The 23872-nt window shown below is 61.0% G+C and carries 24 protein-coding genes; 13 read left to right on the top strand and 11 right to left on the bottom strand.

All coding sequences use genetic code 11. The annotated features are described in order from the left end of the window. The first annotated feature begins 34 nt into the window (after nucleotides 1–34). From JHX88_RS02670 to JHX88_RS02655, 4 genes are read left to right on the top strand one after another with little or no spacing between them, the layout of a single operon-like run. Complete coding sequence (locus JHX88_RS02670) at nucleotides 35–319, top strand: BufA1 family periplasmic bufferin-type metallophore (protein WP_076522680.1); 285 nt, start codon at nucleotides 35–37, stop codon at nucleotides 317–319. A gap of 56 nt (nucleotides 320–375) precedes the next feature. Continuing rightward, on the top strand, nucleotides 376–1218 hold the full coding sequence (gene bufB / locus JHX88_RS02665; protein WP_076522679.1) for an MNIO family bufferin maturase: 843 nt from the start codon (nucleotides 376–378) through the stop codon (nucleotides 1216–1218). Further along, complete coding sequence (locus JHX88_RS02660; protein ID WP_076522678.1) at nucleotides 1202–1924, top strand: HvfC/BufC N-terminal domain-containing protein; 723 nt, start codon at nucleotides 1202–1204, stop codon at nucleotides 1922–1924. The genes bufB and JHX88_RS02660 overlap by 17 nt, the downstream gene beginning before the upstream one ends. Continuing rightward, on the top strand, nucleotides 1921–2385 hold the full coding sequence (locus JHX88_RS02655) for a DoxX family protein (protein ID WP_076522677.1): 465 nt from the start codon (nucleotides 1921–1923) through the stop codon (nucleotides 2383–2385). Before JHX88_RS02660 ends, JHX88_RS02655 begins: the two co-directional genes overlap by 4 nt. A 104-nt stretch (nucleotides 2386–2489) precedes the next feature. Here the strand turns inward: JHX88_RS02655 and dapA are convergent, their stop codons facing one another. Then, entirely contained in the window at nucleotides 2490–3365 is an 876-nt protein-coding gene (gene dapA, locus JHX88_RS02650) for a 4-hydroxy-tetrahydrodipicolinate synthase (RefSeq protein ID WP_076522676.1), read from the bottom strand. 111 nt (nucleotides 3366–3476) lie between these two features. Between dapA and JHX88_RS02645 the strand changes: the two genes are divergently transcribed. Further along, on the top strand, nucleotides 3477–5543 hold the full coding sequence (locus JHX88_RS02645) for a lytic transglycosylase domain-containing protein (protein WP_084202755.1): 2067 nt from the start codon (nucleotides 3477–3479) through the stop codon (nucleotides 5541–5543). Here the strand turns inward: JHX88_RS02645 and JHX88_RS02640 are convergent. From JHX88_RS02640 to JHX88_RS02630, 3 genes are all read right to left on the bottom strand, one after another. After that, the gene (locus JHX88_RS02640) at nucleotides 5509–6486 is read right to left on the bottom strand and encodes a DMT family transporter (RefSeq protein WP_084202753.1); all 978 of its coding nucleotides are present in this window, start codon (nucleotides 6484–6486) and stop codon (nucleotides 5509–5511) included. The two genes, JHX88_RS02645 and JHX88_RS02640, sit on opposite strands and share 35 nt — an antisense overlap. A gap of 75 nt (nucleotides 6487–6561) precedes the next feature. After that, the gene (locus JHX88_RS02635; protein ID WP_176011382.1) at nucleotides 6562–7353 is read right to left on the bottom strand and encodes an inositol monophosphatase family protein; all 792 of its coding nucleotides are present in this window, start codon (nucleotides 7351–7353) and stop codon (nucleotides 6562–6564) included. Nucleotides 7354–7407: 54 nt separating this feature from the next. After that, nucleotides 7408–8322, bottom strand: a complete 915-nt coding sequence (locus JHX88_RS02630) for a LysR family transcriptional regulator (protein ID WP_076522673.1) — start codon at nucleotides 8320–8322, stop codon at nucleotides 7408–7410. A gap of 88 nt (nucleotides 8323–8410) precedes the next feature. On the opposite strand from JHX88_RS02630, the gene metF reads away from it, so the two are divergent. Continuing rightward, nucleotides 8411–9289 (top strand): methylenetetrahydrofolate reductase [NAD(P)H], encoded by an 879-nt coding sequence (gene metF / locus JHX88_RS02625; RefSeq protein WP_076522672.1) that lies wholly within the window; start codon nucleotides 8411–8413, stop codon nucleotides 9287–9289. 10 nt (nucleotides 9290–9299) lie between these two features. Here the strand turns inward: metF and JHX88_RS02620 are convergent, their stop codons facing one another. Together JHX88_RS02620 and JHX88_RS02615 are read right to left on the bottom strand one after the other, a co-directional pair. Then, on the bottom strand, nucleotides 9300–10397 hold the full coding sequence (locus JHX88_RS02620) for a DUF2235 domain-containing protein (protein ID WP_084202751.1): 1098 nt from the start codon (nucleotides 10395–10397) through the stop codon (nucleotides 9300–9302). A 34-nt stretch (nucleotides 10398–10431) separates the two neighbouring features. Further along, nucleotides 10432–11586, bottom strand: a complete 1155-nt coding sequence (locus JHX88_RS02615) for a type III PLP-dependent enzyme (protein ID WP_076522671.1) — start codon at nucleotides 11584–11586, stop codon at nucleotides 10432–10434. 166 nt (nucleotides 11587–11752) lie between these two features. Between JHX88_RS02615 and JHX88_RS02610 the strand changes: the two genes are divergently transcribed. Beyond that, entirely contained in the window at nucleotides 11753–12184 is a 432-nt protein-coding gene (locus JHX88_RS02610; protein ID WP_076522670.1) for an Lrp/AsnC family transcriptional regulator, read from the top strand. Between the two features lie 40 nt (nucleotides 12185–12224). On the opposite strand, the gene JHX88_RS02605 is transcribed toward JHX88_RS02610, so the two are convergent. After that, nucleotides 12225–12878, bottom strand: coding sequence for a winged helix-turn-helix transcriptional regulator (locus JHX88_RS02605; RefSeq protein ID WP_336389920.1), 654 nt, complete (start codon nucleotides 12876–12878; stop codon nucleotides 12225–12227). 79 nt (nucleotides 12879–12957) lie between these two features. Between JHX88_RS02605 and JHX88_RS02600 the strand changes: the two genes are divergently transcribed. From JHX88_RS02600 to JHX88_RS02580, 5 genes are read left to right on the top strand one after another with little or no spacing between them, the layout of a single operon-like run. Further along, on the top strand, nucleotides 12958–13311 hold the full coding sequence (locus JHX88_RS02600; RefSeq protein WP_076522668.1) for a DUF1428 domain-containing protein: 354 nt from the start codon (nucleotides 12958–12960) through the stop codon (nucleotides 13309–13311). A 9-nt stretch (nucleotides 13312–13320) separates the two neighbouring features. Further along, nucleotides 13321–14106, top strand: coding sequence for a VOC family protein (locus JHX88_RS02595; RefSeq protein ID WP_076522667.1), 786 nt, complete (start codon nucleotides 13321–13323; stop codon nucleotides 14104–14106). After that, nucleotides 14106–14762, top strand: a complete 657-nt coding sequence (locus tag JHX88_RS02590) for a glutathione S-transferase family protein (protein ID WP_076522666.1) — start codon at nucleotides 14106–14108, stop codon at nucleotides 14760–14762. Before JHX88_RS02595 ends, JHX88_RS02590 begins: the two co-directional genes overlap by 1 nt. Further along, on the top strand, nucleotides 14759–15634 hold the full coding sequence (locus JHX88_RS02585) for an alpha/beta fold hydrolase (protein ID WP_084202749.1): 876 nt from the start codon (nucleotides 14759–14761) through the stop codon (nucleotides 15632–15634). Before JHX88_RS02590 ends, JHX88_RS02585 begins: the two co-directional genes overlap by 4 nt. 10 nt (nucleotides 15635–15644) lie before the next feature. Further along, entirely contained in the window at nucleotides 15645–16322 is a 678-nt protein-coding gene (locus tag JHX88_RS02580) for a glutathione S-transferase family protein (protein ID WP_076522664.1), read from the top strand. A 3-nt stretch (nucleotides 16323–16325) separates the two neighbouring features. On the opposite strand, the gene JHX88_RS02575 is transcribed toward JHX88_RS02580, so the two are convergent. Genes JHX88_RS02575 through JHX88_RS02565 form a run of 3 tightly spaced genes read right to left on the bottom strand, consistent with a single transcriptional unit; the run spans nucleotide 16326 to nucleotide 19460 of the window. Next, nucleotides 16326–17714: a TRAP transporter large permease gene (locus JHX88_RS02575; protein ID WP_076522663.1), complete on the bottom strand. Its 1389-nt coding sequence runs from the start codon at nucleotides 17712–17714 to the stop codon at nucleotides 16326–16328. A gap of 4 nt (nucleotides 17715–17718) precedes the next feature. Then, nucleotides 17719–18399 carry a TRAP transporter small permease gene (locus JHX88_RS02570; RefSeq protein WP_076522662.1) on the bottom strand — a complete coding sequence of 227 codons (681 nt, stop codon included), beginning with the start codon at nucleotides 18397–18399 and terminating at the stop codon, nucleotides 17719–17721. Between the two features lie 56 nt (nucleotides 18400–18455). Next, the gene (locus JHX88_RS02565; protein ID WP_076522661.1) at nucleotides 18456–19460 is read right to left on the bottom strand and encodes a TRAP transporter substrate-binding protein; all 1005 of its coding nucleotides are present in this window, start codon (nucleotides 19458–19460) and stop codon (nucleotides 18456–18458) included. A 201-nt stretch (nucleotides 19461–19661) separates the two neighbouring features. On the opposite strand from JHX88_RS02565, the gene JHX88_RS02560 reads away from it, so the two are divergent. Continuing rightward, entirely contained in the window at nucleotides 19662–22628 is a 2967-nt protein-coding gene (locus JHX88_RS02560; RefSeq protein ID WP_076522660.1) for a valine--tRNA ligase, read from the top strand. Between the two features lie 134 nt (nucleotides 22629–22762). Here JHX88_RS02560 and JHX88_RS02555 read toward each other — a convergent pair whose 3' ends face one another. Beyond that, the gene (locus tag JHX88_RS02555) at nucleotides 22763–23872 is read right to left on the bottom strand and encodes a pyridoxal phosphate-dependent aminotransferase (protein ID WP_076522659.1); all 1110 of its coding nucleotides are present in this window, start codon (nucleotides 23870–23872) and stop codon (nucleotides 22763–22765) included.

Genomic DNA, 23872 nt, shown 5'->3' with positions numbered 1-23872 from the left:
GCACTGCCGTCCCGTCCAACCAAAGGAGCTTTCAATGACCCCGAAACTCGCAACGGCCATTGCCACCGCCATCAGCCTTTCCGCCGTCGCAGCGCATGCAGATAATGCGGAAAAGACCGAGAAGGGTGACATGGAAAAATGCTATGGTGTCGCCCTGGCAGGTGAAAACGACTGTGCGGCCGGTCCCGGAACGACCTGCGCCGGCACCTCGACCAAGGATTACCAGGGCAATGCGTGGAAATTGGTCCCCGCCGGCACCTGCGCCGAGATCGAGACGCCCGCAGGCCATAACGGATCGCTCGAGCCGATCGAATCGTGATCCGTGCGGGGCGGGCACAAAGCCCGCCCCATGCCATTCCTGCAAAAGGTGATCCGATGAGCCTGCCCCCGCAAACCGGTGTCGGTTTCAAGACGCAACATTTCGACGCGATCCGCGCGACCTCCCCGGATTTGGGCTTTTTCGAGGTCCATGCCGAGAATTTCATGGGCGCTGGCGGAGCACCTCATGCCATGCTGACAGCCCTGCGCCGGGACTATGCCCTCTCGATCCACGGCGTCGGCCTGTCCATCGGCAGTGCGTCGCTGGACAAGGACCATCTCGCACGCGTCAAGGCACTATGCGACCGCTACCAACCCGACAGTTTCTCGGAACATCTGGCATGGTCCAGCCACGGCAACGAATATCTCAACGACCTGCTGCCCCTTCCCTATACACGCGAAACGCTCGCCCGAATTTGTAACCATGTGGATCAGATACAGGACGTGCTGGGGCGCCGGTTGTTGCTCGAGAACCCGGCCACCTATGTGACCTTCACCGACAGCACCATCCCCGAGACGGAATTCCTGACCATGATCGCCCGCCGTACGGGCTGCGGGCTTTTGCTCGATGTCAACAATGTCTTTGTCAGCTGCGTCAATCATCGCGCAGATCCGCTGGATTGGCTCGACGGCTTCCCGCTGGAACTGGTCGGCGAAATCCATCTCGGCGGGCATGACGAAGAAGACCTCCCCTCTGGTCCGCTGCTGATCGATGCGCATGGCCGCGAGGTGGCAGAGCCGGTCTGGGCGCTTTATGGCCATGCTCTGGATCGGGCCGGTCCGCTGCCGACGCTGGTGGAATGGGACAATGACGTCCCCGAATGGCCGGTACTCAAGGCCGAGGCCGATCGCGCGACGTCGATGCTGACCGATCGGAGGCTACATGCCGTCGCCCAATGATTTCACCGCAGAATTCCGCGCCGCCCTCATAGATGGGCCCGAGCGGATAGGGCTGAATTATCGTGACCCGAAAGAAGCCGCCCGCCGCTTCGCGGTCTATCGCAACAATGTCGCGCACAGTCTGGGACAAGCGCTCGTCCGACGTTTTCCGGTCATCCGGCGATTGGTCGGCGCGGATTTCTTCGCCGCCATGGCTCGGGAATTTATCGCGGCGCATCCTCCGCGTTCGCCGGTCCTGCAGGAATGGGGCGGCGAAATGCCTGGATTCCTGCAGGATTTCCCACCGGTCGCCACCCTGCCCTACCTGCCCGATGTCGCCCGCATCGAATGGGCCCGTGGCCGCGCCTATCACGCAGCCGATGCCCGGCCCATCGACCCGGACATGCTGGCCGGCCAAGATAGCCTGCGCCTGCATCCATCACTCACCCTACTCTACCTGGATCATCCCGCTGTCAGCATCTGGCAAGCCAATCAACCGGATCGGGATGGCCGCGTTCAGGCAAACGGACCGGAAATTGCCCTGATCTGGCGGCGAAACGATTTTTCCGTCGCGACATCGGCGATCGCGGATGCCGACGCCGACTTCATTGCATGCCTGCTTGAAACCCACTCGCTCACCGAAGCGGCAGAACGATCCGACCCTGTTAGCATGTTGTCCCTGTTGCTGCGCGAAGGGCTGATCTGTGAAGAGGAATTGACGACATGACCATGTTTTCAAGAACGTCATCCCTGTCCAATCTGATAGGGTGCGTAAACGCGCTTGGCGAGCACCTTCCCTACAGCCTGGTCGCACTTGCCGCCCGGCTGCTTCCGGCAATCATCTTCTGGAACAGCGGACGCACCAAGGTCGAGGGACTGACACTGAAACCCTCGGCCCTGTTCCTGTTCGAGAACGAATACGCCCTGCCAGTGATTCCGCCCGAACTCGCCGCTCGCCTGGCCGCCACAGCCGAGCATGTCTTTCCGATCCTGCTGGTCCTGGGCCTGATGACGCGTTTCTCTGCCCTCGCATTGCTTGGAATGACTGCGGCCATCCAGATCTTCGTCTATCCCTCTGCATGGCAGACTCACGGGCTATGGGCGGTATGTTTCCTGATCCTCATTGCCCGCGGCCCCGGCGCATGGTCCCTAGACGCGATGCTTGGTCTCGACAGCCGATCCCGTTGACCCCCGATCAGTTGCCCTTCTTCTTCATGAAAAATATCCCGGGGGAGCCCGGCCCGCATGGGCTGGGCGGGGGCAGAGCCCCCATTCCCAGCTGAATATCGGCTTTATAGAAGCCCCGCATGTTCCAGTGCGGCATCTATCTGGCGGCGAGTTGCATCGCTCAACGGAGTCAACGGCAGGCGGACCCGCTCATCGCACAGCCCCAATCGTGACATCGCGTATTTGACCCCGACCAGCCCCGGCTCGATGAAGATCGCCATATGCAGCGGCATCAGCCGATCCTGATATTCCAGCGCCGTCGCGTAATCGCCACGCAACGTGGCCTCCTGAAACTCGGCGCAGAGTTTCGGCGCGACATTCGCCGTCACGCTGATGCAACCCGTGCCCCCATGCGCGTTGAAGCCAAGCGCCGTCGCGTCCTCTCCGGAAAGCTGCACGAAATCGGTTCCGCAAGTGATCCGCTGCTGGCTGACCCGCTCCAGCTTGCCGGTGGCATCCTTGACACCGATGATCCCCGGCAGTTTCGCCAACCGGCCCATGGTTTCGGGCAGCATGTCGATGACCGAACGAGGCGGGATGTTGTAGATGATGATCGGCAGATCGACCGCCTCGGTCAGCGCGGTGAAATGCGCGATCAGCCCTTCTTGATTCGGCTTGTTGTAATAGGGAGTCACCACCAAGGCGGCATCCGCCCCTACTTCGGCGGCATGACGGACCAGCCCGATCCCTTCCCGTGTCGAATTCGATCCGGCCCCCGCGATCACCGGGATACGGCCAGAAGCTATCTTCACGACCTCTTCCACGACGATGCGGTGCTCGTCATGGGTAAGCGTCGGGCTTTCGCCGGTCGTGCCCACAGGCACCAGGCCATGGCTGCCCTGATCGACATGCCATTCAACCAGTTTCTTCAGCGTGTCCAAATCCAGCTCGCCGTCCGCTGCGAACGGCGTGACGAGGGCAGGCATTGACCCTTTGAACATGACACGCTCCTGTGGTTTCTTCGTTAAAGTCGCGCGAACCTAATCGCACGCGCGCGTCTTGCCAAGGTTGTGAATTGCGCTTTGCGACGATCGCAGAGACACAGGGTGGTGATGCGACATATGCGCGACATGCTGGCGGTGGCCTTGCTGATCACCCTGCCCATCTCTGCCCCTCGGGCCGAGGATGCTGGGGCTATGGCCCTGGCCCTGTCTGCGGCGGATGTCCGGGATTGGGTCACGGCGCGGGATGCCGCTACCGCGTCGGGCCCAATGGCCGAGGCGTTGGTCGGTTGGCAGGCATTGCGGGCGGGATTCGGAAATTTCGAGGATTACCTCGAATTCATCCGCAGGAATCCCGAATGGCCGGGGCTGGATCTTATGCGAAGCAAGGGCGATGCGAAACTGCGCCCGGATCTGCCTGTCGAGGATATCCGCGAATGGTTTGGCGACCGTCTCCCCGCCACGCTCGTTGCCGAGACCGCCTATCTGGCAGTGCTGGACAAGCAGGCGGCCAAGGACGAACGGGCCCGTTTCTGGACCGAAACACCGCTGAGCGCGACGGACGAAGCGGCTTTCCTCGCCAAGCATGGCGACGAGCTCGCCCCGCTTCACCGCGACCGGGCCGAGCGGATGCTGGATTTACAGGAATGGCAACCGGCCGAACGCCTCTTGCCCAAGCTTACCGAGGCCGAGCGGCCGCTGCTAGCCGCGCGTATCGCGTTGCAAGCCCGCCGTCCCGGCGTTGACGACTTGATCCTTGCCCTGCCCGAAGAACAACGCACCGATCCCGGCCTGACCATGGACCGCTTCCTGTGGCGGGTCAGGGCCAAGCAACATGACGGCGCACAGGCCCTGATGCTGGACGCCTCAAGCAGTGCCGAGGCGCTCCGCGATCCCGCCTCATGGGCCCAGATGAGGGTCGATTATGCAAGGCTTGCGATGCGCAATGACAATTGGTCTCTGGCCGAACGCCTCGCCGCACCGCATTTCCTGCCCCCTGAGAATCGGCATTATTCCGATCTCGAATGGCTGGCGGGATATGCAGCGCTGAAATCGGAAGCTCCGGATCGCGCCTTGCAGCATTTCCAACATCTGGAAACCGTGGTCGGCAGTGCCATCAGCAAGGCACGTGCCTTTTACTGGCAAGGCCGCGCGCATGAGGCATTGGGGGATCAGGTCGCCGCGCGGGCGGCCTATGCGCGCGGTGCCGAACTGCCCGGGGTCTTTTACGGCCAGCTCTCGGCGGAAAAGACCGGAACGCGGATGCCCGCCGAATATGCAGTGCCGGGCAAGGCCGTCGAAACCCTGCCCGACTGGCGCGGCAGCGATCTGCGTGAAAACACCGTATTCCGGGCCGGATTATGGCTTGTGGCGACCGGCCGAATCGATGAGGCGCAGCGCTTCTTTCTTCACCTGTCCGAAACCGCACCGCCCGAAGACATCGCCCGAATGGCCCGGTTGATGATCGAGGCTGGGGCGCCGTGGCACGGGCTGCGCCTGTCCAAGCGCGCCGCCGACCACGGCGTGATCTATCCTGCATCGCATTTTCCACTGACTGGGCTCGAATCAGCCGAACTGGGCCTGCCGCCGGAACTGGTGCTGTCCATCGCCCGTCAGGAATCCGAGTTCAATCACACCGTCAGCAGCCATGTCGGCGCCCAGGGGTTGATGCAGCTGATGCCCGGCACCGCCGAACAGATGGCCCGCAAACTGGGAGAACCCTACGAGCGGACACGGCTGACCTCTGATCCGGCGTATAATGCAAGGCTGGGGGCGGCCTATCTGGAAGGATTGCGGGATCGGTTCGGCGCATCCTCGGCGCTGACCGCATCGGGCTACAATGCGGGCCCGGGGCGACCGATACGCTGGCTGGATGATTTCGGCGATCTGCGCCGCGATTTCGATCCGGTGGACTGGGTCGAGCTGATCCCCTTCGACGAGACGCGCAATTACGTCATGCGGGTCACCGAGGCGATGCCGATCTATCGGGCCCGGATCATGGGAAAGCCCGCGCCCATCCTGCCGACATGGGACTTGACCGGCGGCGGGTTGATGCCACCGCCACCGCTGCGCCTGACCCTCGCATTATCCACGCGCCCGCCCGGCAAACCATTCATCGGGCCACGCCTGCCCGAAGGCTGGGTCAAGCCGACTTCAACCGCTGTCGCCACAGAGTGAACAGCCCCGCGGCCACCACGATCACCGCTCCCACGACCACATTTGGGCGCAGGATATCCCCGAAGACCACCAAGCCGATGATGCTCGCCCACACGAGTTGGGTATAGGCGAATGGCTGCAATGCAGACGCCTCGGCCAGTTCGTAAGAGCGGATCAGCAGGTAATGCGAGGTCATGCCGCACAGGCACAATCCCGCCATCCAGATCCAGTCCTCCGGAGCAAGCCATTGCCACTCCCAGATGCCGAATAGGGTGATCGCGACCGCGCCGGAAATTCCCGTCCAGAAAAAGCTGACCATGGCCGGGTCGTCACGTGACACATGCCGGGTCAGCAAGCCATACAGCGCAAACATCAGGGCGGCGATGAAGGGCAGGAAGGATTCCAGTGTCATCACACCGCCACCCGGCTGCAGGATCACGAGGATTCCGGCGAATCCGATGCTGATCGCGGTCCAGCGCCGCCAGCCGACCTTCTCACCCAGAATCGGCCCGGAGAGTGCTGCGACCATCAGCGGATAGACAGTGAAGATCGCGTGGGTTTCAACCAGCCCGAGGCGCACGAAAGCCTCGACCATGACGATGGTCTCGACTCCCAGCAACGCCCCCCGGAACATCTGCGTAAATGGCCGTTTCGTGCGGATTGCCCGCTTCAGCCCACCGGGTTGACGCGACACCATTGCGATGACGAAAAGCGCAAAGACCCAGTAGCGGATCATCACCACCAGTGCCGGCGGATAGGCTTCCCCCAGCACCCGGGAAAACCCGTCCTGCACCGCAAAGATCAGGCTGGTGAGGCACATCAGCAGGATCGCCAAGCCGGTGCGGTCCAGGATCGGTGCGGTTGTCTTGGGTGGTATCGGAGGGGGGGCCGACGCGGTCGCGGCAGAGGCCGCATAGGGCTCCGGCGAATCAGAGGGCTGGGGTGAGGGCGCGCGTTCTTCCATGCTTCCGCCCTTGCGCCGGAGATGGCACAAGGTCAAGTCATTGCAGACATGCAGTGGCCAAAGACCGCCCGCAGCTTAGTCGCGACTGCGAACCACCTTGGCAAAAGCGTCGAAAAGCTGCGGATTGGCGGCAATCATCCGGCCCGATTCCAGCGGATCGTCGCCATCGCGGATACCTTCGACAAAACCGCCCGCCTCGCGCACCATCAGGATACCGGCGGCCACGTCCCAGGGCTGGTTTCCACGCTCCCAATAACCATCGTAACGGCCGGCGGCGACATAGGCCAAATCCAGCGATGCCGCACCCAAGCGCCGCACACCTGACGTCAATGGCATCAGCCGTGCCAAATCCTGCAGGGCGGCGGGCAATGGCCCGCGTCCGGCGAAGGGAATCCCCGTGGAAAACAGCGAATCGATCAGCTTGGTGCGACCCGAAACCCGCAGCCGCTGATCGTTCATATAGGCTCCGTTGCCCTTCTCGGCCACGTAAAGCTCATCCTTCGCGGCGTCGAAGATGACGGCGGCGACGATCTCGCGCTTGTGCTCCAGCGCGATACTGACGGCCCAATGCGGCAACCCGTGCAGGAAATTGGTCGTTCCGTCGAGCGGATCGACGATCCAGCGGCGGGTGGGATCCTCGCCTGCCTCCTCGCCGGTTTCTTCACCCAACCAACCGTAATTGGGGCGGGCGGTCCGCAATTCTTCCTTGATGATCCGCTCGGCCTCGCGGTCGGCGCGGCTGACGAAATCGCCAGCGCCCTTGACGCTGACCTGCAGATTCTCGACTTCGCGGAAATCCTTGACGAGGCTGCGCCCGGCTTTGCGGGCGGCCTTGATCATGATGTTCAGATTGGCGCTTGCCATCACGTGCTCCTATGGGGTTGGCGGCGTCATAGGCGCTAGTGGCGCGAATGCCAAGGATCAGGCCGCAGGATCACGTAGCATTCGCAGAGGTTCGGTGCGCGAAAGTCGCAACACATGGGTCATATATGGATAATCCAGATCAGACTTGCGCACCGCCGCGAATAGCCGCCGCCTGAGTCCCTGTTGCCCAAGCGGCAGCATCGCAAGCTCGGGATTGGCGGATTCGCGGCGCAGCACCCAATCGGGCATCACTGCCACTCCGCGCCCCGAGGCGACCAGCATCAGTGAAACGGCGGTCAATTCCACGGTGCGCTGCCCGGCGGGCTCTACCCCGGCGGGGGTCAGGAACTGGCTGAACACATCGAGCCTGCCGCGATCCATCGGATAGGTGATCAGGGTCTCGGTGGCGAAATCCTCGGGATCGGCATAGCCCTTAGCCACCAGTCGATGGTCGGCGGGAACGACCAGCGTTGGCGAGTAATCGAATAACGGCTCAAAGGTGATGTCGGGCATGTTCTCGGGGTCGGAGGAGATCACCAGATCGACCTCTTCCCGGGACAATGCGGGTAGTGCCGTAAAGGCCAGCCGCTGGCGGATATCGACATCCACATCGGGCCATGAACGCCGGAACTGGTCCAGCACCGGCAAGAGCCAGTCGAAACAAGCATGACACTCCATCGCGATATGCAACCGGCCCACCCGGCCCATTTCCACGCCCTTGAATTCGGCCTCGGCGGCGGCGATCAGCGGAAGCACCTGCTCGGCCACACGAAGCAGCCGCATCCCTGCCGCCGACAGGCGCATCGGCTTGGCCCGGCGCACGAATAGTTCGACCCCGGCCTGCTCTTCCAGCGCCTTGATCTGGTGCGAGAGGGCTGATTGAGTTATGTTCAGCACACCCGCCGCGCGAGCGAGCCCCCCTTGTTCATGTATCGCGTGAACGGTGCGCAGATGGCGAAGTTCCAGATGCATATGAGCCAATCTCATTACAATCTTGAAGATTATGAATTTGTCTCACAGCGCGCGACATGACACAAGACCGGCAATGAAAGGAATCACCATGGCCCGCACAACGCCGAATATCAGTTTCGAGTTTTTCCCGCCGAAAACGCTGGATGCGTCGTTCCGGCTGTGGGAAACTGCGCGCGGCCTGGCCCCTTTTGCACCCGATTTCGTCTCGGTCACCTATGGCGCGGGCGGCACAACCCGCAAACTCACCCATGAGGCGGTGACCACCATCAACCGCCACTACGGCCTGAACGTCGCGGCACATCTGACCTGCGTCGAAGCCACTCGCGATGAAACGATGGGGATCGTGCAGGATTATGCCGATGCCGGTATCCGTGAAATCGTGGCACTGCGTGGCGACGCCCCGAAAGGGCAGGACCGCTTCACCCCGCATGAGGGCGGTTTCGCACATTCGATCGAACTGATCGAGGCTATCGCAGAGCGTGGCGACATGACCATCCGTGTCGGCGCCTATCCCGAACCTCATCCGGACAGCACCGGGACTGATGCCGATGTTGCCTGGCTGAAGCGCAAGATCGAGGCAGGTGCGACCAGCGCGATGACGCAGTTCTTCTTCGACCCTGAAACCTTTTTCCGTTTTCGTGACAAATGCGAAGCGGCAGGCATCGATGCGCCAGTCATCCCCGGCATTCTGCCGATCCAAAGCTGGGGCGGCACGAAACGCTTCGCGAAGGCTTGCGGAACATCGGTGCCGCAATGGGCCGAGGACGCCTTTGCCAAGGCAGCGGCAGAAGGACCGGAAGCCGAGCGCGAACTGGCCACTCGTCTCTGCATTGACCTTTGCGAAAAGCTGATCGATGGCGGCGTTGACCGGCTCCACTTCTATACGCTGAATCGGCCGGAACTGACTCGCGATGTCTGCCTGTCGCTCGGAATTAAACCGACCCGCAAATTGGAAGAGGTGGCCTGACAGATCGCAGCTAAGGCGTCTCCACCCTGCCGATCTCGGCATGATCTGCCGGGGTGATGGCCTGTTGAGGGGCTGACGCATTACGCTTTGTCTCGGCCTCCGCCTGATCCGCCAGAAAACCGGTCAGTTCCGCGGGACCAGGATAGGGGCGCGGCACCGTCGCATGCAGTTTTTCGGTCTCGAACTGTCCGGCAATGCGCCGCGACCGTGCCAGAAACGCCTTGCCCCAGTTCCGCCATGTGCCGATCGAAGGCGCCGAAACATCGCAGGTGAAACCGTCTCGCCAACCGTCGGGGAGCGGCAGGCCCAGGGACTCTGCGCGATCCAGCATCCAGACCAGTGGAATATTTGCCAGCGGGCGCGCAAATTCGAGGCCACTCAACTGGCCACCGATATCGGCATGTGCCCCCTGGAACCACATCTGCTCGACATGACCTGCCGTGCTGCTGTTGTCCCACAGGATCGGCGCGAATGCAGCACGATTCTCATTCAGGGCCAGGGCCTGAAAACCATAGTCGACGTCATGCCCCAGATGGGTGTCGTGAAAGCGAAAGCGCGGTTCGGTCAACATCCACAGGAGCGGCAGGCGAATACCAAGCGCCATCACCGTATCGAAACACCCGACCATACGGATCGGCACATTGGTCTGGCTGCGGCGGCGACGAAAGGTTTCCAGCTTCTTGTCTGTCGTTCCCTCACTGTAATAGCGCCACGCGAGCCGGACATTCCGGTCAGTCGCATGTTCCGGCCGCAGCAGGCCAAGCCGGCCAATCATCCCGGCCAGGCTGCGAATGGCAAAGGCACCCCGGGAATAGCCCAGAAGAAAGATCTCATCACCGGGCCGATACCCCCTGGCCAACCAAGCATATGCCCGGATGATCCGCATCGACAGCCCCTGCCCCATCATCAACTCGGGCACGGTCCGCCAACTGTTCCATTGCTGCCCCGAAGCGTAATGGATACGCAAGCGTGTCCTGTCGAATGAGCCGTATTTGCCACGCAGCAAAGCGTGAACATGGCCTATTGAACTGCGTTTGCCATCGTCCAGCGACGCAAATGTGCCGTCGATCAGGATGACATGGATGAGGTTGTCGCGAATCGTTGTCATGGGCGAATGCTAGCATCACGCGGCAAGGAAAAAATTACTCCAGTGCCATCACAGTCGCGTGGGTCATCACACCGAATCCGTTGAAGCGGGTATTGGTGACGGTCGAATAGGCACCTGCGCCGTGAAAGACCACGTAATCACCTTCGTCGATGTCAGTCGGCAGGCTCAATTCGCCCGGCAAACGATCCACCGAATCGCAGGTTGGCCCAAAGATAACCCGTCCACTGCGTTCACCGTCGCGAAGCGTCCCGTCGCTGGTAAACACCTGCACACGGTCGATATTCCCGACAACCGGCAACTCGGCCAACCCGCCATAAACGCCATCATTCAGAAAGACGCTGCTGCCGTCACGGATGGCCTTGACGCGCGTGATCAGTGAAAACGCGTCGGCACAAAGCCCCCTGCCCGGCTCGCAGACCAGTTCTGGCGCGTCTGGTCCGAACACCTCTGCCACGGTCGCGCCGATCCTGTCGAAGATGGCTTCCAGATCGGGCTCGACACCCACGACGCGATATGAAGGGAAACCGCCCCCGACATTCAGCCGGCGAATCCGGACATCTGCCATATCGCAAATATCACGGGCCACCCGGATATAACTTTCCCATGCCGCCGGATCGACGCATTGCGTCCCGGGATGGAAGGTCAGGGAGGCAATATAGCCGCGATCCGAAACCGCACGCAGCATCTCGGCGGTGACTTCAGGCGTTGCACCGAATTTCGAGCCGAAATCATAGATCGCTCCCACCACCGGCAGCTTGAACCGTGGAGAGATCTCCACGCCACGCCCGTCGATCATGGTTGGAACCTGCTCGAACATCTTGTCGAGTTCGGACTGGCTGTCCACCGACCACGCCCGGACCCCCGCTTCGACAGCATGGGCAATCTCGCGGCGGGCACGGACCGGGTTGTGGTAATGCCGCGCGGCCCCCGGGGCCAGATGGCCGATCAAATCGATCTCTGCCGGAGAGGCCACGTCAAATCCATTCAGCCCGGCGGTCAACAGGTTCTGCACCACGACCTCTTCGGGATTGGATTTGACTGCATAAGTGACAAGCCCCGGAAACCCCTTGATGAAACGGCGCACCCTTTCCTGCAGAACGGTGGGGGCAAAGACCATCACCGGGTTGTCGGGCTGAAGATTGCTGATGACCTCGGCCGGATTGTCCCAGACAGTCTTGTTGTGTCCCATGGGTGACCTTTCGCGCATGAGTTGCAGGTTAACGGACGGTATTGATCGGTTGAACCCAGAATGGCGCTTATGAGTTCCGATTTCATCGATAAATATGGTGTTTTTGCACTCCACTCTAGTTATTATGACGAACTTTATGACGATTTAGCGAAACCAGGGGGCAGGCATGGATGATCTGGACCGAAGCATTCTGGCGCTCCTGTCACAGGATGCGCGCATGTCGGTGGCAGTGCTGGCAAGGCGGGTCAAGGTCGCGCGCTCGACCGTGCAGGCGCGACTGGAACGGCTGGAAACCAGCGGTACGATTGCGGGCTATACGCTACGCTTGGGCGAGACCGCGCGTGCAAGTCGGGTCCGGGCGACCGTCCTTTTGGTCATCGAACCGCGCAGCTTGCCGAGAATCCTCTCGCGGCTGAAGCCCATGCCGCAAGTCGAACGCATCCATACCACCAGCGGTCGTGTCGATCTTTTGCTTCAGCTGGCCACGGCTTCGACTGCCGAGCTGGACGATCTGCTCGACCGGATCGGCGGGATCGACGGGGTGCGTTCGTCGGAAAGCCTGATCCACCTGGGAACCAAGCTGGATCGGGCGGTGTGACCGTCTCACGCGCGGCAGACCGGCCAGCACCGGATCGCGGTCAATCCTTCCGCAAGCTGAACAGTTTGACAAAGCGCTGTGCGGCAGCGACATGTCCGGTGAGGGTAATCGTGCCGGCAGTTGCCAGATCCTTCAACGGGGTCGGCCCATAGACGGCAGCGGCCAGGTTGTTGCCGTCCCCTTCCAGCACGAAATCCGCCTCGATCTCCTGCGTGGCTTCGACTCGGGCGGCACCATCGCCGGTCAATCGCATCACGAAACCTTCGTGATGTGAGCGGAAGCCCGCAGTAATATGCCGCCCTTGCGCGGCAGCCTGATCGACCATTGCCGTCATGGAGACCATCAGTGCGGTCGGGCTGATGAAACGGCGCGGATCATGCCCCGGATGCTTCGCCCCCCAGCGGCCGATCGCCTGCAGCACCGGCAGCAGATCGCGTCCGGACTCGGTCAGTTGATAGGCCCCCGTATTCGGATCGTGCCGCGCCACACCCGCCGTCTCCAACTGGGTAAGGCGTTGTGTCAGCACCCCCGCGGATATTCCGGGCAGACCCGACCGGATCACCTGGAAACGCTTGGCCGCGAACATCAATTCGCGCACGACCAGAAGCGCCCACCGGTCGCCAACCACGTTCAACGCGTGGGCCGCCAGGCACCCCTCGTCATATCGGATTCGCATCTTTTCGCCGTCATCCATCATAATTTCATACTATCAGTTGCTTTTTCGCACTACAAGAGTCATGCTTCGATTCACATTACCGACAGAGGAGGATGAGATGACCTATTATCAGGGCTTCGTGCTGGCCGTGCCGACCGCCAACAAAGAAGAGTTCATCAGTCACGCGAAAGAGGCGTGGCCCTATTTCAAGAAGAAGGGCGCGCTCAGGATGGTCGAGTGCTGGGGCGAGGATGTCCCGCATGGCAAGGAGACGGATTTCTACCGTGCCACCAAATGCAAGGATGACGAAACGCCTCTGTTTTCCTGGATCGAATGGCCGGACCGGGCAACCGCCGACAAGGCCAATGCCGAGATGATGGAAGATCCGGCAATGCAGGAAATGCCCGAGATGCCCTTTGACGGAATGCGCATGATGTGGGGAGGTTTCTCTCCCGTCGTCGACGAAAGCTGAGGGCGGATCATGACAATCAAGCACGGACGCCCCTGCTGGTACGAATTGGCGACCAGCGAGGGGAAACTCGCCGCTGCCGGGGATTTCTACCGCGAGATCCTCGGCTGGCAGGTCGAGGATTCCGGGATGGAGGGTTTCGACTATCACCTCGCCAAATCCGAGGGCGACATGGTCGCGGGACTGATGGTAATGCCCACCGAGGTCAGCGAAATACCGCCCTTCTGGATGATCTATTTCGCCGTTGACGACGCCGACAAGGCGGCTGCCGATATTAGCGCCGCGGGCGGCTCTATCCACCGCCCGCCAGAAAACATTCCCGGCACCGGACGTTTTGCCATTGCCGCCGACCCGCAGGGCGCCGCCTTTGGCGTCATGCAGCTTGAGCCCATGGAAAACGGCCAGGACGGCGCCGCCTTCGATCAGGGAAAGGCCGGGCATGGTAATTGGAACGAGTTGATGAGCTCCGACCCCAAGGCCGGGTTCGGCTTTTACTCCGGCCTGCTCGGCTGGCAGAAATCCACTCCGGTCGACATGGGTGAGATGGGCACCTATCAGCTTTTCTCGCATGACGACGCGGATATCGGCGGGATGATGGGATTGGGCAATGCCCCCATCCCCTGCTGGCTGCCCTATTTCGGTGTGAACGGGGTTTCCCCGGCCATTGACCGTATCAAGACACATGGCGGCAATGTGCTGCACGGTCCGCAGGAAGTTCCGGGCGGTGCCTTCATTGCCATAGCTCAGGACCCGCAAGGCGCGCATTTCGCGATTGTCGGACCGAAGGAGACAAGCTGATGCCCACAAAAGTCACGATCACCACCCTTGATTGGGTTCCCGAATTCGCGCATGGCTATGTGCGCGATATCCGCATCCGATGGGCGCTCGAAGAAATCGGGCGCCCCTATGACGTGGATACCGTTCCCGTTCAGGAAAAGACGCCCGAACATTTTTCTCGCCAGCCTTTCGGGCAGGTTCCGATGCTGAAGGACGGCGATCTGTCGCTGTTCGAAAGCGGCGCGATCCTGCTGCACCTGTCCGAGGACACAGCGTTGATGCCGGTTGGTGACGACCGGGCCCGCACCGTGCAATGGCTGATCGCCGGGCTGAACAGCGTCGAACCTTACATGATGCAATGGGCCATAGCCAAGTTCTTTGACGAGGACGAGGCTGCCGCCGCCCGCTTCGAGAAATCCCTGCGCGAAAGGCTGTCCATGCTGCAGGATGCGCTGGCCGAACGTGATTGGCTCGTCGACCGTGATTTCACCGTCGCCGACCTGTTCATGGCGGATATTCTGCGTATCCCCGCCGCAAACGGCATGCTGGACGATCTACCGAAACTCGCCGCCTATGTCGAACGCGCCACCGCCCGCCCCGCATTCGGCCGGGCCATGACCGATCACATGGCCCATTGGCACGCCGCCGATGCGAAAAAGGCGGCTGCATCGGCATGAGACTGCACCTTATGATCGCGACTGCGCTGATGGCGCTGCCGCTTCATGCTCTAAGCGAGACTACGATCGTGGACGGGCACGAAGTCTGGTACGAGCTCCATGGGGAATTGCCATCGGAGCAGCCACCGGTGCTGTTGCTGCATGGCGGGATGATGAACACCGAACTGGCATGGGCCGACCTGATCCCGGCGCTGTCAAAGGATCGCCCGGTGATCGGCATCGACCAGCAGGGCCATGGCCACACCGCCGATCACGAGGGGCCGGTCACGCTGGAGACGATGCGCGCCGACACGCTTGGCGTGCTGGACGCATTGCAGGTGGACAAGGCCCATGTCATCGGCTTTTCGCTTGGAGGCATGCTGGGGCTGGAACTGGCGGTGAATGCGCCTGAACGGGTCGCATCGCTGACGGCGATCTCAGCCAGCCAGAACAACGAGGGCATGCGGCCCGAACTGGTCGAGATGAACCGCAATCCCGATCACGAACCCTCGCCCGAATTGGTGGAACTTCTGCCCTCGCCCAAGGATTTTCTCGAAATGCGGCGCGGCTTCGAAGAGCAGAACCCCGGCGGTTCAGGCGCGATGGTGCCGCTGATGAAGAAGCTGAACGCATTGCTGGCTTCGGATTGGGGATGGAGCGACGAGGAACTGGCCGCGATCCCTGTGCCGGTGATGATCGCCATCGGGGATCGGGATTTCGTGCGCCCCGCCCATGCGGTGCATTTGCAGGAAACCATCCCCGGTGCATGGCTGACAGTGCTGCCCGACACGACGCATATGACTATACTCGGCACACCGGGCTTGCCCGCGATGCTCAGCCGACGGATTGAAACTGCCGAAGCTGAACATTCGAAAGCGCCCGTCACCCCGTAAAGGAGACCGCATGAGCCTGACACTTTATTATCACCCGCTGGCATCATATTGCTGGAAGGTACTGATCCCGCTCTACGAGGCGGAAACCAGCTTCACCCCGCGCCAGGTCGACCTGGGCGATCCCGAAGATCGGGAGCTGATGCTGCGGCTGTCACCCGTCGGCAAGATGCCAGTGCTGCAGGACGATGCGCGACAACAGACCATCATGGAAAGCTCGATCATCATCGAGTGGTTGGACCTGCATCATCCGGGTGCGCATCCGATGCTGCCCACGGATCCGGATGCTGCCTTGACGGCACGGCTTTGGGATCGGTTCTTCGACCTGAATGTGCAGGGCCAGATGCAGCCGATCGTCAATGCGCGGCTGACCGGGCTGAATACCGAGGCTGAAACCAGGATCGGAGAAAATGCCCGCGCAGCGCTCGACAAGGCATATGCCGCTGCCGACCGGCATCTGCTGGACCAGGAATGGGCAGGCGGCACGGCGTTCGGGCTTGCTGACTGCGCCGCCGCTCCGGCGCTGTTCTATGCGGGGGTCCTGCACCCTTTCGGGCCGGATCACCCCAATCTCTCAGCCTATTTCGAACGGCTCATCGCTCGCCAGTCGGTTGCGCGGGTCATCGGAGAGGCAAAGCCTTGCTTCGACCTGTTCCCGTTCCGGGAACGGATCCCGGAACGATTTCTGTGAGCGTCACTTGATGATCACCTCCGGCCCCATCATCAGCGTGGGCAACCAAGTGCTGATCCATGGGACATAAGTCACGAGGACCAGGAATACGAACAACACCGCCAGGAAGGGCAGAGCCGCGCGCACCACGCGGATCATCGACATCCCCGCCACGCCGGATGTGACGAACAGGTTCAACCCGACCGGCGGTGTGATCATTCCGATTTCCATGTTCACGACCATGATGATGCCCAGATGGATCGGATCGACGCCCAGTTCGATTGCGATGGGAAAGACCAGAGGCGCCACGATCAGCAGCAGGCCTGACGGTTCCATGAACTGTCCGCCGATCAGCAGGATCACGTTGACGATCACGAGGAACATGATCTTGCCCAACCCGGCACTCAACATGATCTCGGCGACCTTTTGGGGAATTTGTTCATCCGTCAGCACATGCTTGAGGATCAGCGCGTTGGCGATGATAAACATCAAGGTGACGGTCAGCTTGCCCGCTTCCAGCAACACGTTGCGCGTGCCGGGATGGAAGAACGCCGTCACCAGTGCCTGCGGCTTTTTCCACAGCGGGATCCGGGTCTCTCCATCGCGCAAAGGCCCCATGTCCCGATAGATGAAAATCGCGACGATGAATGCCCAGACCGAGGCGACGGCGGCGGCTTCGGTGGGCGTGAAGATCGCATTCGTCACGCCGGGGATTCCATACAGCCCGACCATGATGATGACGATCAGCATCAGGCCCCAGAAAGCATCCTTGAAGCTGGCCCAGATTTCGCACCATCCCAGCCATTCGCCGCGTGGCATGTTCTTCCACAAGGCGATGCCCAGGATCGTGGCCATCAGCATTCCCCCGGCCAGCAGCCCCGGAATGACACCGGCCAGGAACATCCGGCCAACCGACACATCGGTAGCGCTGGCATAGACGACCATGACGATCGAGGGCGGGATCAGGATGCCGAGCGTGCCGGCATTACAAATCACGCCCGCCGCGAAATCCTTGGAATAGCCGACCTGCCGCATCGCCGCGATGACAATCGAGCCAATGGCGATCACCGTTGCGGGCGAGGAACCGGACAGGGCCGCGAACATCATGCAGGCAAAGACCCCGGCAATGGCCAGTCCCCCTGGCAGATGACCGACGCAGGCGATGGAAAAGCGGATGATCCGCTGCGCCACGCCACCAGTGGACATGAAGCTCGACGCCAGAATGAAGAATGGGATGGCCAGAAGCGTCGCGTGACCCGACATCGAGTTATACAACGTCTGCGCAATCGAGGCGAGTGACGTATCGGAATACAAAAGCAGGAATAGTGTCGAAGAGAGGCCAAGTGCGATTGCGATCGGAACACCGATCAGCATCAACCCGACAATCAGAACGAAAAGGATCGCAACATCCATCGGGTTATTCCTCGCGGTTCATTTGGCGGAGGTCCTGGATCGCGTCCTCGGCCTCGTGACTGACGATCAGCCCGGCGCGATCACCCTTCCAGATATGCCACATTGCCTGCAGCAGCCGGAAAAGCAGCAGCGCCACGCCCAGAGGCAGCGCGAAATAAGGAACCAGGCGAGGTAGTTTTTCATATGCCTCTCCTTGGTTGAAAGCATCCCCCATCCAACCGAGAACGCCAGGCATCGGAATCTGTTCGGTCGTGTAGAAGGCCCGATCCCTGGTTTCCACGAAACCGGTCGGAAACCACCGCCCTCCGGTCTGCTGCATACCCGCGAAAGGCGCCCAGTAGTCCCATGCGCCCTTCAGCAAAAGTACTGCGTAGAAAACGCAGAATCCTCCGGCCAACAGTGCCAGCAGCCTGCGTGCGGCAGGAGGCAGGATGTTTATGATCGCGTCCACCCCTAGGTGGGAGTTGATCTTGACGGCATATGACATACCGATCAGCACAAGCCACGCGAACAGCGCCAATGTGGCTTCCAGCCCCCAGATCAAAGAGCTTTGGAATATGTAGCGCATGATGACATTGGCGAAGGTAATCACTGTCATCAGCCCCAGAATGAGCGCAATCAGGTTCTCTTCCAGACCATTGGCAATGCGGCCCCAAAGGCCGTGCGCCTCATATTGCTGGCTCAATGTCGCCTCCCGAACAGAAAAAGGGCCCGTCCTGTTTCAGAACGGGCCAAACAGGGTCAGTGCTTTTCGTTGATCGCCTGCACGGCGTCGATATTCTCTTGACCGACACCTTCCGCAAACTGCTCCCAGACAGGTTTCATCGCATCGACCCATGCCTGACGCTGCTCGTCGGTGAGCTCCCGAATCTCGCCACCGGCATCCAGAATCGCCTGACGCGCCTCCTGATCGACCTCGTTGACGGCGGCATTGCGTTCTGCCGATACCTCCTGAAGGATGGTCAGCAACTGTTCGCGCACATCTGCATCCAGGCCGTCCAGCCAATCGGTCGAGGCGACGACCAGGTAATCGAGCACGCCATGATTCGTCTCGGTCGAGCCGTCCTGCACCTCGTAGAATTTCTGGCCATAGATATTCGACCAGGAATTCTCCTGCCCGTCCACGACGCCGGTCTGCAACGCACCGTAAACCTCGGCAAAGGCCATCGGTTGAGCCGAGGCGCCGAGCTGCTCGATCATCGCGACAAGCACATCCGACGGCTGCACCCGGAATTTCAGGCCGCTTGCATCCTCCGGTTCGATCAACGGCTTGTTCGCCGAAAACTGTTTCAACCCGTTATGCCAGAATTCCAGCCCGGAGAGACCGCGGCGTTCCATCGACGCCTTCATTTCCGTCCCTGCTTCGGACGCCTGGAATTCGTCCACCGCCTCGATGTTCTTGAACATGAAGGGCAGATCGTAGATCTGGAAAACCTTGGTGAATGTCTCGAATTTCGACAGTGACGGCGCAGCCATATGCACGTCGCCCTGCAACATCGCCTCCAGCACCTTGTCGTCATCATAGAGTGTCGAGTTCGGATAGACCTCGACACACATCTGACCCTCCATCTCTTCATTGACGCGCTCCGCGAAAAGCGCGGCGGCAATACCCTTGGGGTGCTTGTCACTATTGGTCACATGGCTGAACTTCACCACGGTCTCGCCGTCGTCACAGCCCGTCGGATCGGCCAGCGCCGCCCCCGACATGAGTGCCAATCCACAGGTCGCGATCAACAATTGTCTCATAGGTATTCCTCCCTTGCTTACTTTCACCAGGCGTTTTGCCCCGGTTTTGCATGTCTCGCCATCACATCGGTATAACCCAACAGAGGCAAGCAAAATCTTATTCGTATTTTCCGTAACCGAAGAAGGTTTCAATCGGTCCCGCAGGCTTGGCCTTTCCGTTCGGCTTCGCTAATCCTGTGCCCAAGCAAAGGGATCACCGGAATGAGCATGGAAAAGAGTTTTGACGCCAAGGCCGCCGAGGCCCGCATCAGCGCCGAATGGGAAAAAGCAGGCGCCTTCGCCGCCGGGGCCAATGCCTCGCGCGACGAGACATTTACCGTGATGATCCCGCCGCCCAACGTGACCGGCAGCCTGCATATCGGCCACGCTTTCAACAACACCCTGCAGGACATCCTTGTGCGCTGGCACCGGATGCGCGGCTTCGACACGCTCTGGCAGCCGGGGCAGGACCACGCCGGCATCGCGACGCAGATGGTCGTCGAACGGCAAATGATGGAACGGCAGGAACCGTCCCGGCAAGAGATCGGGCGCGACGCCTTCGTCGAGAAGATCTGGACCTGGAAGCAGGAATCCGGCGGAACGATCATAAATCAGCTACGTCGCCTCGGCGCGTCGCTGGACTGGTCGCGCAACGCCTTTACCATGTCCGGCGCTCCAAGCGCCCCCGCAGGGGAAGAGGGCAATTTCCATGACGCGGTGATCCGGGTCTTCGTGGAGCTCTACAACAAGGGCATCATCTATCGCGGCAAGCGGTTGGTGAACTGGGACCCGCGCTTCGAGACCGCGATCAGCGATCTGGAAGTCGAGAACCGCGAGGTTCCCGGCCATATGTGGCATTTCAAGTACCCGCTGGCAGGCGGTGAAACCTATGAGTATGTCGAACGGGACGAGGACGGCAACGTCACCCTGCGCGAGACCCGCGACTATATCTCCATCGCCACCACCCGCCCGGAAACCATGCTGGGCGATGGCGCGGTCGCCGTTCACCCGGACGATCCCCGCTATGCCCCCATCATCGGCAAGCTGTGCGAGATCCCGGTGGGGCCGAAGGAACACCGCCGCCAGATCCCGATCATCGCCGACGAATATCCCGATCCCGATTTCGGCTCGGGCGCGGTCAAGATCACCGGCGCGCATGACTTCAACGATTATGGCGTGGCGATCCGCAACGGCATCCCGCTTTACGCGCTGATGGATACCAGGGGCGCCATGCGTGCAGACGGGCTGCCCTATGAGGAGAGCGCCGCCATCGCCACCCGCGCCGCGAAGGGCGAGGATGTCGGCGATGTCTCGGCGGTCAACCTCGTCCCCGAAGAGTTGAATGGAAAGAAATTGCGGGGTCTTGATCGCAAGGATGCCCGCGAACTAGTGGTTAAGGTGATCACCGAAGAGGGGCTGGCTGTCACCGATGCCGAGGGTGCGCCCTTCGTCGAGAACAAGAAGATCATGCAGCCCTTCGGCGACCGCTCTGGCGTGGTCATCGAACCGATGCTGACCGATCAATGGTTCGTGGATACGAAGAAGATCGTGCAGCCCGCGATTGACGCGGTTCGCGAAGGCCGCACCAAGATCCTGCCCGAGCAGCACCAAAAGGTGTATTTCCATTGGCTGGAAAATATCGAGCCATGGACGATCAGCCGGCAACTCTGGTGGGGGCACCAGATACCGGTGTGGTATGGGCCTGACGGAAAAGAGTTTTGCGCACCGAACGCTGACGAAGCAATCAGGCTCGCAAAAGCACATTATGGGAATGATGTTGAAATCGTTGTAACAGACGATGCAATTGAGCAAGCCGGAGCTCGAACGGAACCGTTTCAACTCATTTCGACAGAAGGTGGCGGTTCAACACCCGAACGACTTACCAAACTATCGATCTCGCGAGACCCTGACGTTCTCGACACATGGTTCTCATCTGGTCTCTGGCCCATCGGCACGCTCGGCTGGCCCGAAGACACCGAGGCGCTTCGGAAATATTTTCCGACCGATGTGCTGGTGACGGGCTTTGACATCATCTTCTTCTGGGTCGCCCGGATGATGATGATGCAGCTTGCCATCGTCGAGAAAGAGCCCTTCCACACCGTCTATGTCCACGGGCTGGTACGCGATGAAAAGGGCGCGAAGATGTCCAAGTCCAAGGGCAATGTCATCGACCCGCTGACCCTGATCGACGAATATGGTGCGGATGCCCTGCGCATGACGCTCACCTCCATGGCGGCGATGGGGCGCGATCCGAAACTGGGACCGCGCCATGTCGAGGGCTTCCGCAACTTCGTGACCAAGATCTGGAATGCCACCCGTTTTGCCGAGATGAACGAAGTGCGAGGCGGGGGTGACCGCCCTGACCCGCGCCACACCGTCAACCGCTGGATCATCGGAGAGACCGCCCGCATCCGCATGGCCACCGACGAGGCGCTGGCCAGCTATCGCTTCAACGACGCGGCAAACGGGCTCTATTCCTTTGTCTGGGGCAAGGTCTGCGATTGGTACGTGGAATTCTCCAAGCCGTTGTTCGACGGAGAACATGCCGATGAGACCCGTGCCACGATGGGTTGGGTGCTGGATCAATGCTACCTGATGCTGCATCCGATCATGCCTTTCGTGACCGAGGAACTCTGGTCCCTGACCGGCGAGCGCGACGACATGCTGGCCCATGGCGATTGGCCCGAATACGGTGCCGGATTGATCGACACGGATGCCGATCGCGAGATCAACTGGGTCATATCGCTGATCGAGGAAATCCGCTCGGCCCGCGCCCAGATGGGGGTTCCGGCGGGGGCAAGGCTCGATCTGGTCGTGACCGAGGCCGACGCCACCACCCGTGCCGCGCTGACCGCCAACGCCCCGCTGATCCAGCGCCTGGCCCGCGTCAACGCTCCGCAGGACGGTGTGGCGGGCAAGGGAATGATCGCGGTCGCGGCCCAGGGTGCAAGCTTTGCCCTTCCCATCGGCGATGTTATCGATGCCGCTGCGGAAACGGCGCGGCTGGAAAAGTCATTGGCGAAATCGGGGAAGGATGCCGATGGGTTGCGCAGGCGGTTGGGTAATCCGAAATTCGTGCAAAACGCCGATGCGGATGTGATCGAGGAAACACGCGGCAAGCTTGCCACATTGGATGACGATATCGCCCGGCTGCGTGCCGCATTGGTCCAGTTGGAAGCGATGCGCTGAACTGGCGGCATCTGCGCGGATTGCCAACGCAGATGCCTCCGGCGGGGATATTTCAATGAAGAAGAAGCGAAAAATCTTTCTTCCTCATAAAAATATCCACGTTCCAACGATGCAGCCCCGGGCGCATCAGCGGGTCAGAGCGTCCTCAGATCGTCAAGCGCGCGCGGCAACGCCTCTGCCAATATGTCGAGCTCTGCGGCCGGAGCGCAACTGATGCGAATACAACGATTCAACGGCGCGACGCCCGGCATGCGGATAAAGACCCCCTCTTCCTCCAACCTGTCGACAAGGGCGCGAGCAAAGCCGCCATCTCGCCCGGCATCGACAGCGACGAAATTGGTGGCAGAAGGTAGTGCGGTCATACCGTTATCTGTCGCGATCCGGGCGATACCGTCACGGGCAGCGATGACTTCGCGCTGGACATGAATAAGCCAGTCCCGATCGGCTAATGCAGCCAGGGCACCGGCCTGCGCGATTCGGTTCACGCCGAAATGGTTGCGGATGCGCTCGAAGCCCGCGATCAGATCGGGATGACCCATGGCATATCCGATCCGCGCGCCCGCCATCCCGTAAGCTTTGGAAAAGGTACGCATCCGGATAACTCGGGGATCATCGGCGGCGATTCGGGGGATCGCCTCTGCAGGGGCGAATTCGATATAGGCCTCGTCCAGAAGCAGCAGCGCGCCTTTGGGAAGTTGATCCAGAAACGCCTCTATCGCGGGGCCGTCATGCCAGCTTCCCATCGGATTGTCCGGGTTCGAGAGATAAACCAGCCGTGCACCGACCTGATGCGCACGGGTGATCAATGCCTCCAGATCCTCGCGATCGTCGCGATAAGGAACCTTGTGCAAAACGCCACCAAATCCCGCGACATGGTAATTGAAGGTCGGATAGGCCCCGTCCGAGGTCACCACGGCCTCTCCTGGCGTGATCATCAGCCGAACCAGCAGACCCAGAAGGCCGTCGCCCCCCTCGCCGACGACGATATTGGCAGCGGGAATGTCCAGATGCGCCGATAGCGCCTGCATCAGATCATGACTGGTTGAATCGCCATATTGCCAGATCCCGGCCGCAGCTTCACGCATCGCCTCGACGGCCTTGGGGCTGGGACCGAAACCACTCTCATTCGCGCCAAGCCGGGCCGCGAATGGGCGCCCCCGCCGACGTTGCAGCGTTTCAGGACCGACAAAGGGAACAGTGGCGGGCAGGCCGGCGGGGATCGGAGCGAAATGCGGTATCTTCAT

The sequence above is a fragment of the Paracoccus saliphilus genome (assembly GCF_028553805.1).
Classification (GTDB): Bacteria; Pseudomonadota; Alphaproteobacteria; order Rhodobacterales; family Rhodobacteraceae; genus Paracoccus; species Paracoccus saliphilus.
This window is presented reverse-complemented; position numbering and strand designations above follow the sequence as displayed.

What these genes read in the sequence shown, in the direction of transcription:
- JHX88_RS02630 (WP_076522673.1), bottom strand. Translation starts at nt 8,322, where the DNA reads ATGCATCTGGAACTTCGCCATCTGCGCACCGTTCACGCGATACATGAA.
- JHX88_RS02660 (WP_076522678.1), top strand. Translation starts at nt 1,202, where the DNA reads ATGCCGTCGCCCAATGATTTCACCGCAGAATTCCGCGCCGCCCTCATA.
- JHX88_RS02565 (WP_076522661.1), bottom strand. Translation starts at nt 19,460, where the DNA reads ATGAGACAATTGTTGATCGCGACCTGTGGATTGGCACTCATGTCGGGG.
- JHX88_RS02600 (WP_076522668.1), top strand. Translation starts at nt 12,958, where the DNA reads ATGACCTATTATCAGGGCTTCGTGCTGGCCGTGCCGACCGCCAACAAA.
- JHX88_RS02655 (WP_076522677.1), top strand. Translation starts at nt 1,921, where the DNA reads ATGACCATGTTTTCAAGAACGTCATCCCTGTCCAATCTGATAGGGTGC.
- JHX88_RS02575 (WP_076522663.1), bottom strand. Translation starts at nt 17,714, where the DNA reads ATGGATGTTGCGATCCTTTTCGTTCTGATTGTCGGGTTGATGCTGATC.
- JHX88_RS02645 (WP_084202755.1), top strand. Translation starts at nt 3,477, where the DNA reads ATGCGACATATGCGCGACATGCTGGCGGTGGCCTTGCTGATCACCCTG.
- JHX88_RS02590 (WP_076522666.1), top strand. Translation starts at nt 14,106, where the DNA reads ATGCCCACAAAAGTCACGATCACCACCCTTGATTGGGTTCCCGAATTC.
- JHX88_RS02610 (WP_076522670.1), top strand. Translation starts at nt 11,753, where the DNA reads ATGGATGATCTGGACCGAAGCATTCTGGCGCTCCTGTCACAGGATGCG.
- JHX88_RS02555 (WP_076522659.1), bottom strand. Translation starts at nt 23,872, where the DNA reads ATGAAGATACCGCATTTCGCTCCGATCCCCGCCGGCCTGCCCGCCACT.
- JHX88_RS02605 (WP_336389920.1), bottom strand. Translation starts at nt 12,878, where the DNA reads ATGGATGACGGCGAAAAGATGCGAATCCGATATGACGAGGGGTGCCTG.
- dapA (WP_076522676.1), bottom strand. Translation starts at nt 3,365, where the DNA reads ATGTTCAAAGGGTCAATGCCTGCCCTCGTCACGCCGTTCGCAGCGGAC.
- bufB (WP_076522679.1), top strand. Translation starts at nt 376, where the DNA reads ATGAGCCTGCCCCCGCAAACCGGTGTCGGTTTCAAGACGCAACATTTC.
- JHX88_RS02560 (WP_076522660.1), top strand. Translation starts at nt 19,662, where the DNA reads ATGAGCATGGAAAAGAGTTTTGACGCCAAGGCCGCCGAGGCCCGCATC.
- JHX88_RS02580 (WP_076522664.1), top strand. Translation starts at nt 15,645, where the DNA reads ATGAGCCTGACACTTTATTATCACCCGCTGGCATCATATTGCTGGAAG.
- JHX88_RS02640 (WP_084202753.1), bottom strand. Translation starts at nt 6,486, where the DNA reads ATGGAAGAACGCGCGCCCTCACCCCAGCCCTCTGATTCGCCGGAGCCC.
- JHX88_RS02585 (WP_084202749.1), top strand. Translation starts at nt 14,759, where the DNA reads ATGAGACTGCACCTTATGATCGCGACTGCGCTGATGGCGCTGCCGCTT.
- JHX88_RS02615 (WP_076522671.1), bottom strand. Translation starts at nt 11,586, where the DNA reads ATGGGACACAACAAGACTGTCTGGGACAATCCGGCCGAGGTCATCAGC.
- metF (WP_076522672.1), top strand. Translation starts at nt 8,411, where the DNA reads ATGGCCCGCACAACGCCGAATATCAGTTTCGAGTTTTTCCCGCCGAAA.
- JHX88_RS02620 (WP_084202751.1), bottom strand. Translation starts at nt 10,397, where the DNA reads ATGACAACGATTCGCGACAACCTCATCCATGTCATCCTGATCGACGGC.
- JHX88_RS02670 (WP_076522680.1), top strand. Translation starts at nt 35, where the DNA reads ATGACCCCGAAACTCGCAACGGCCATTGCCACCGCCATCAGCCTTTCC.
- JHX88_RS02595 (WP_076522667.1), top strand. Translation starts at nt 13,321, where the DNA reads ATGACAATCAAGCACGGACGCCCCTGCTGGTACGAATTGGCGACCAGC.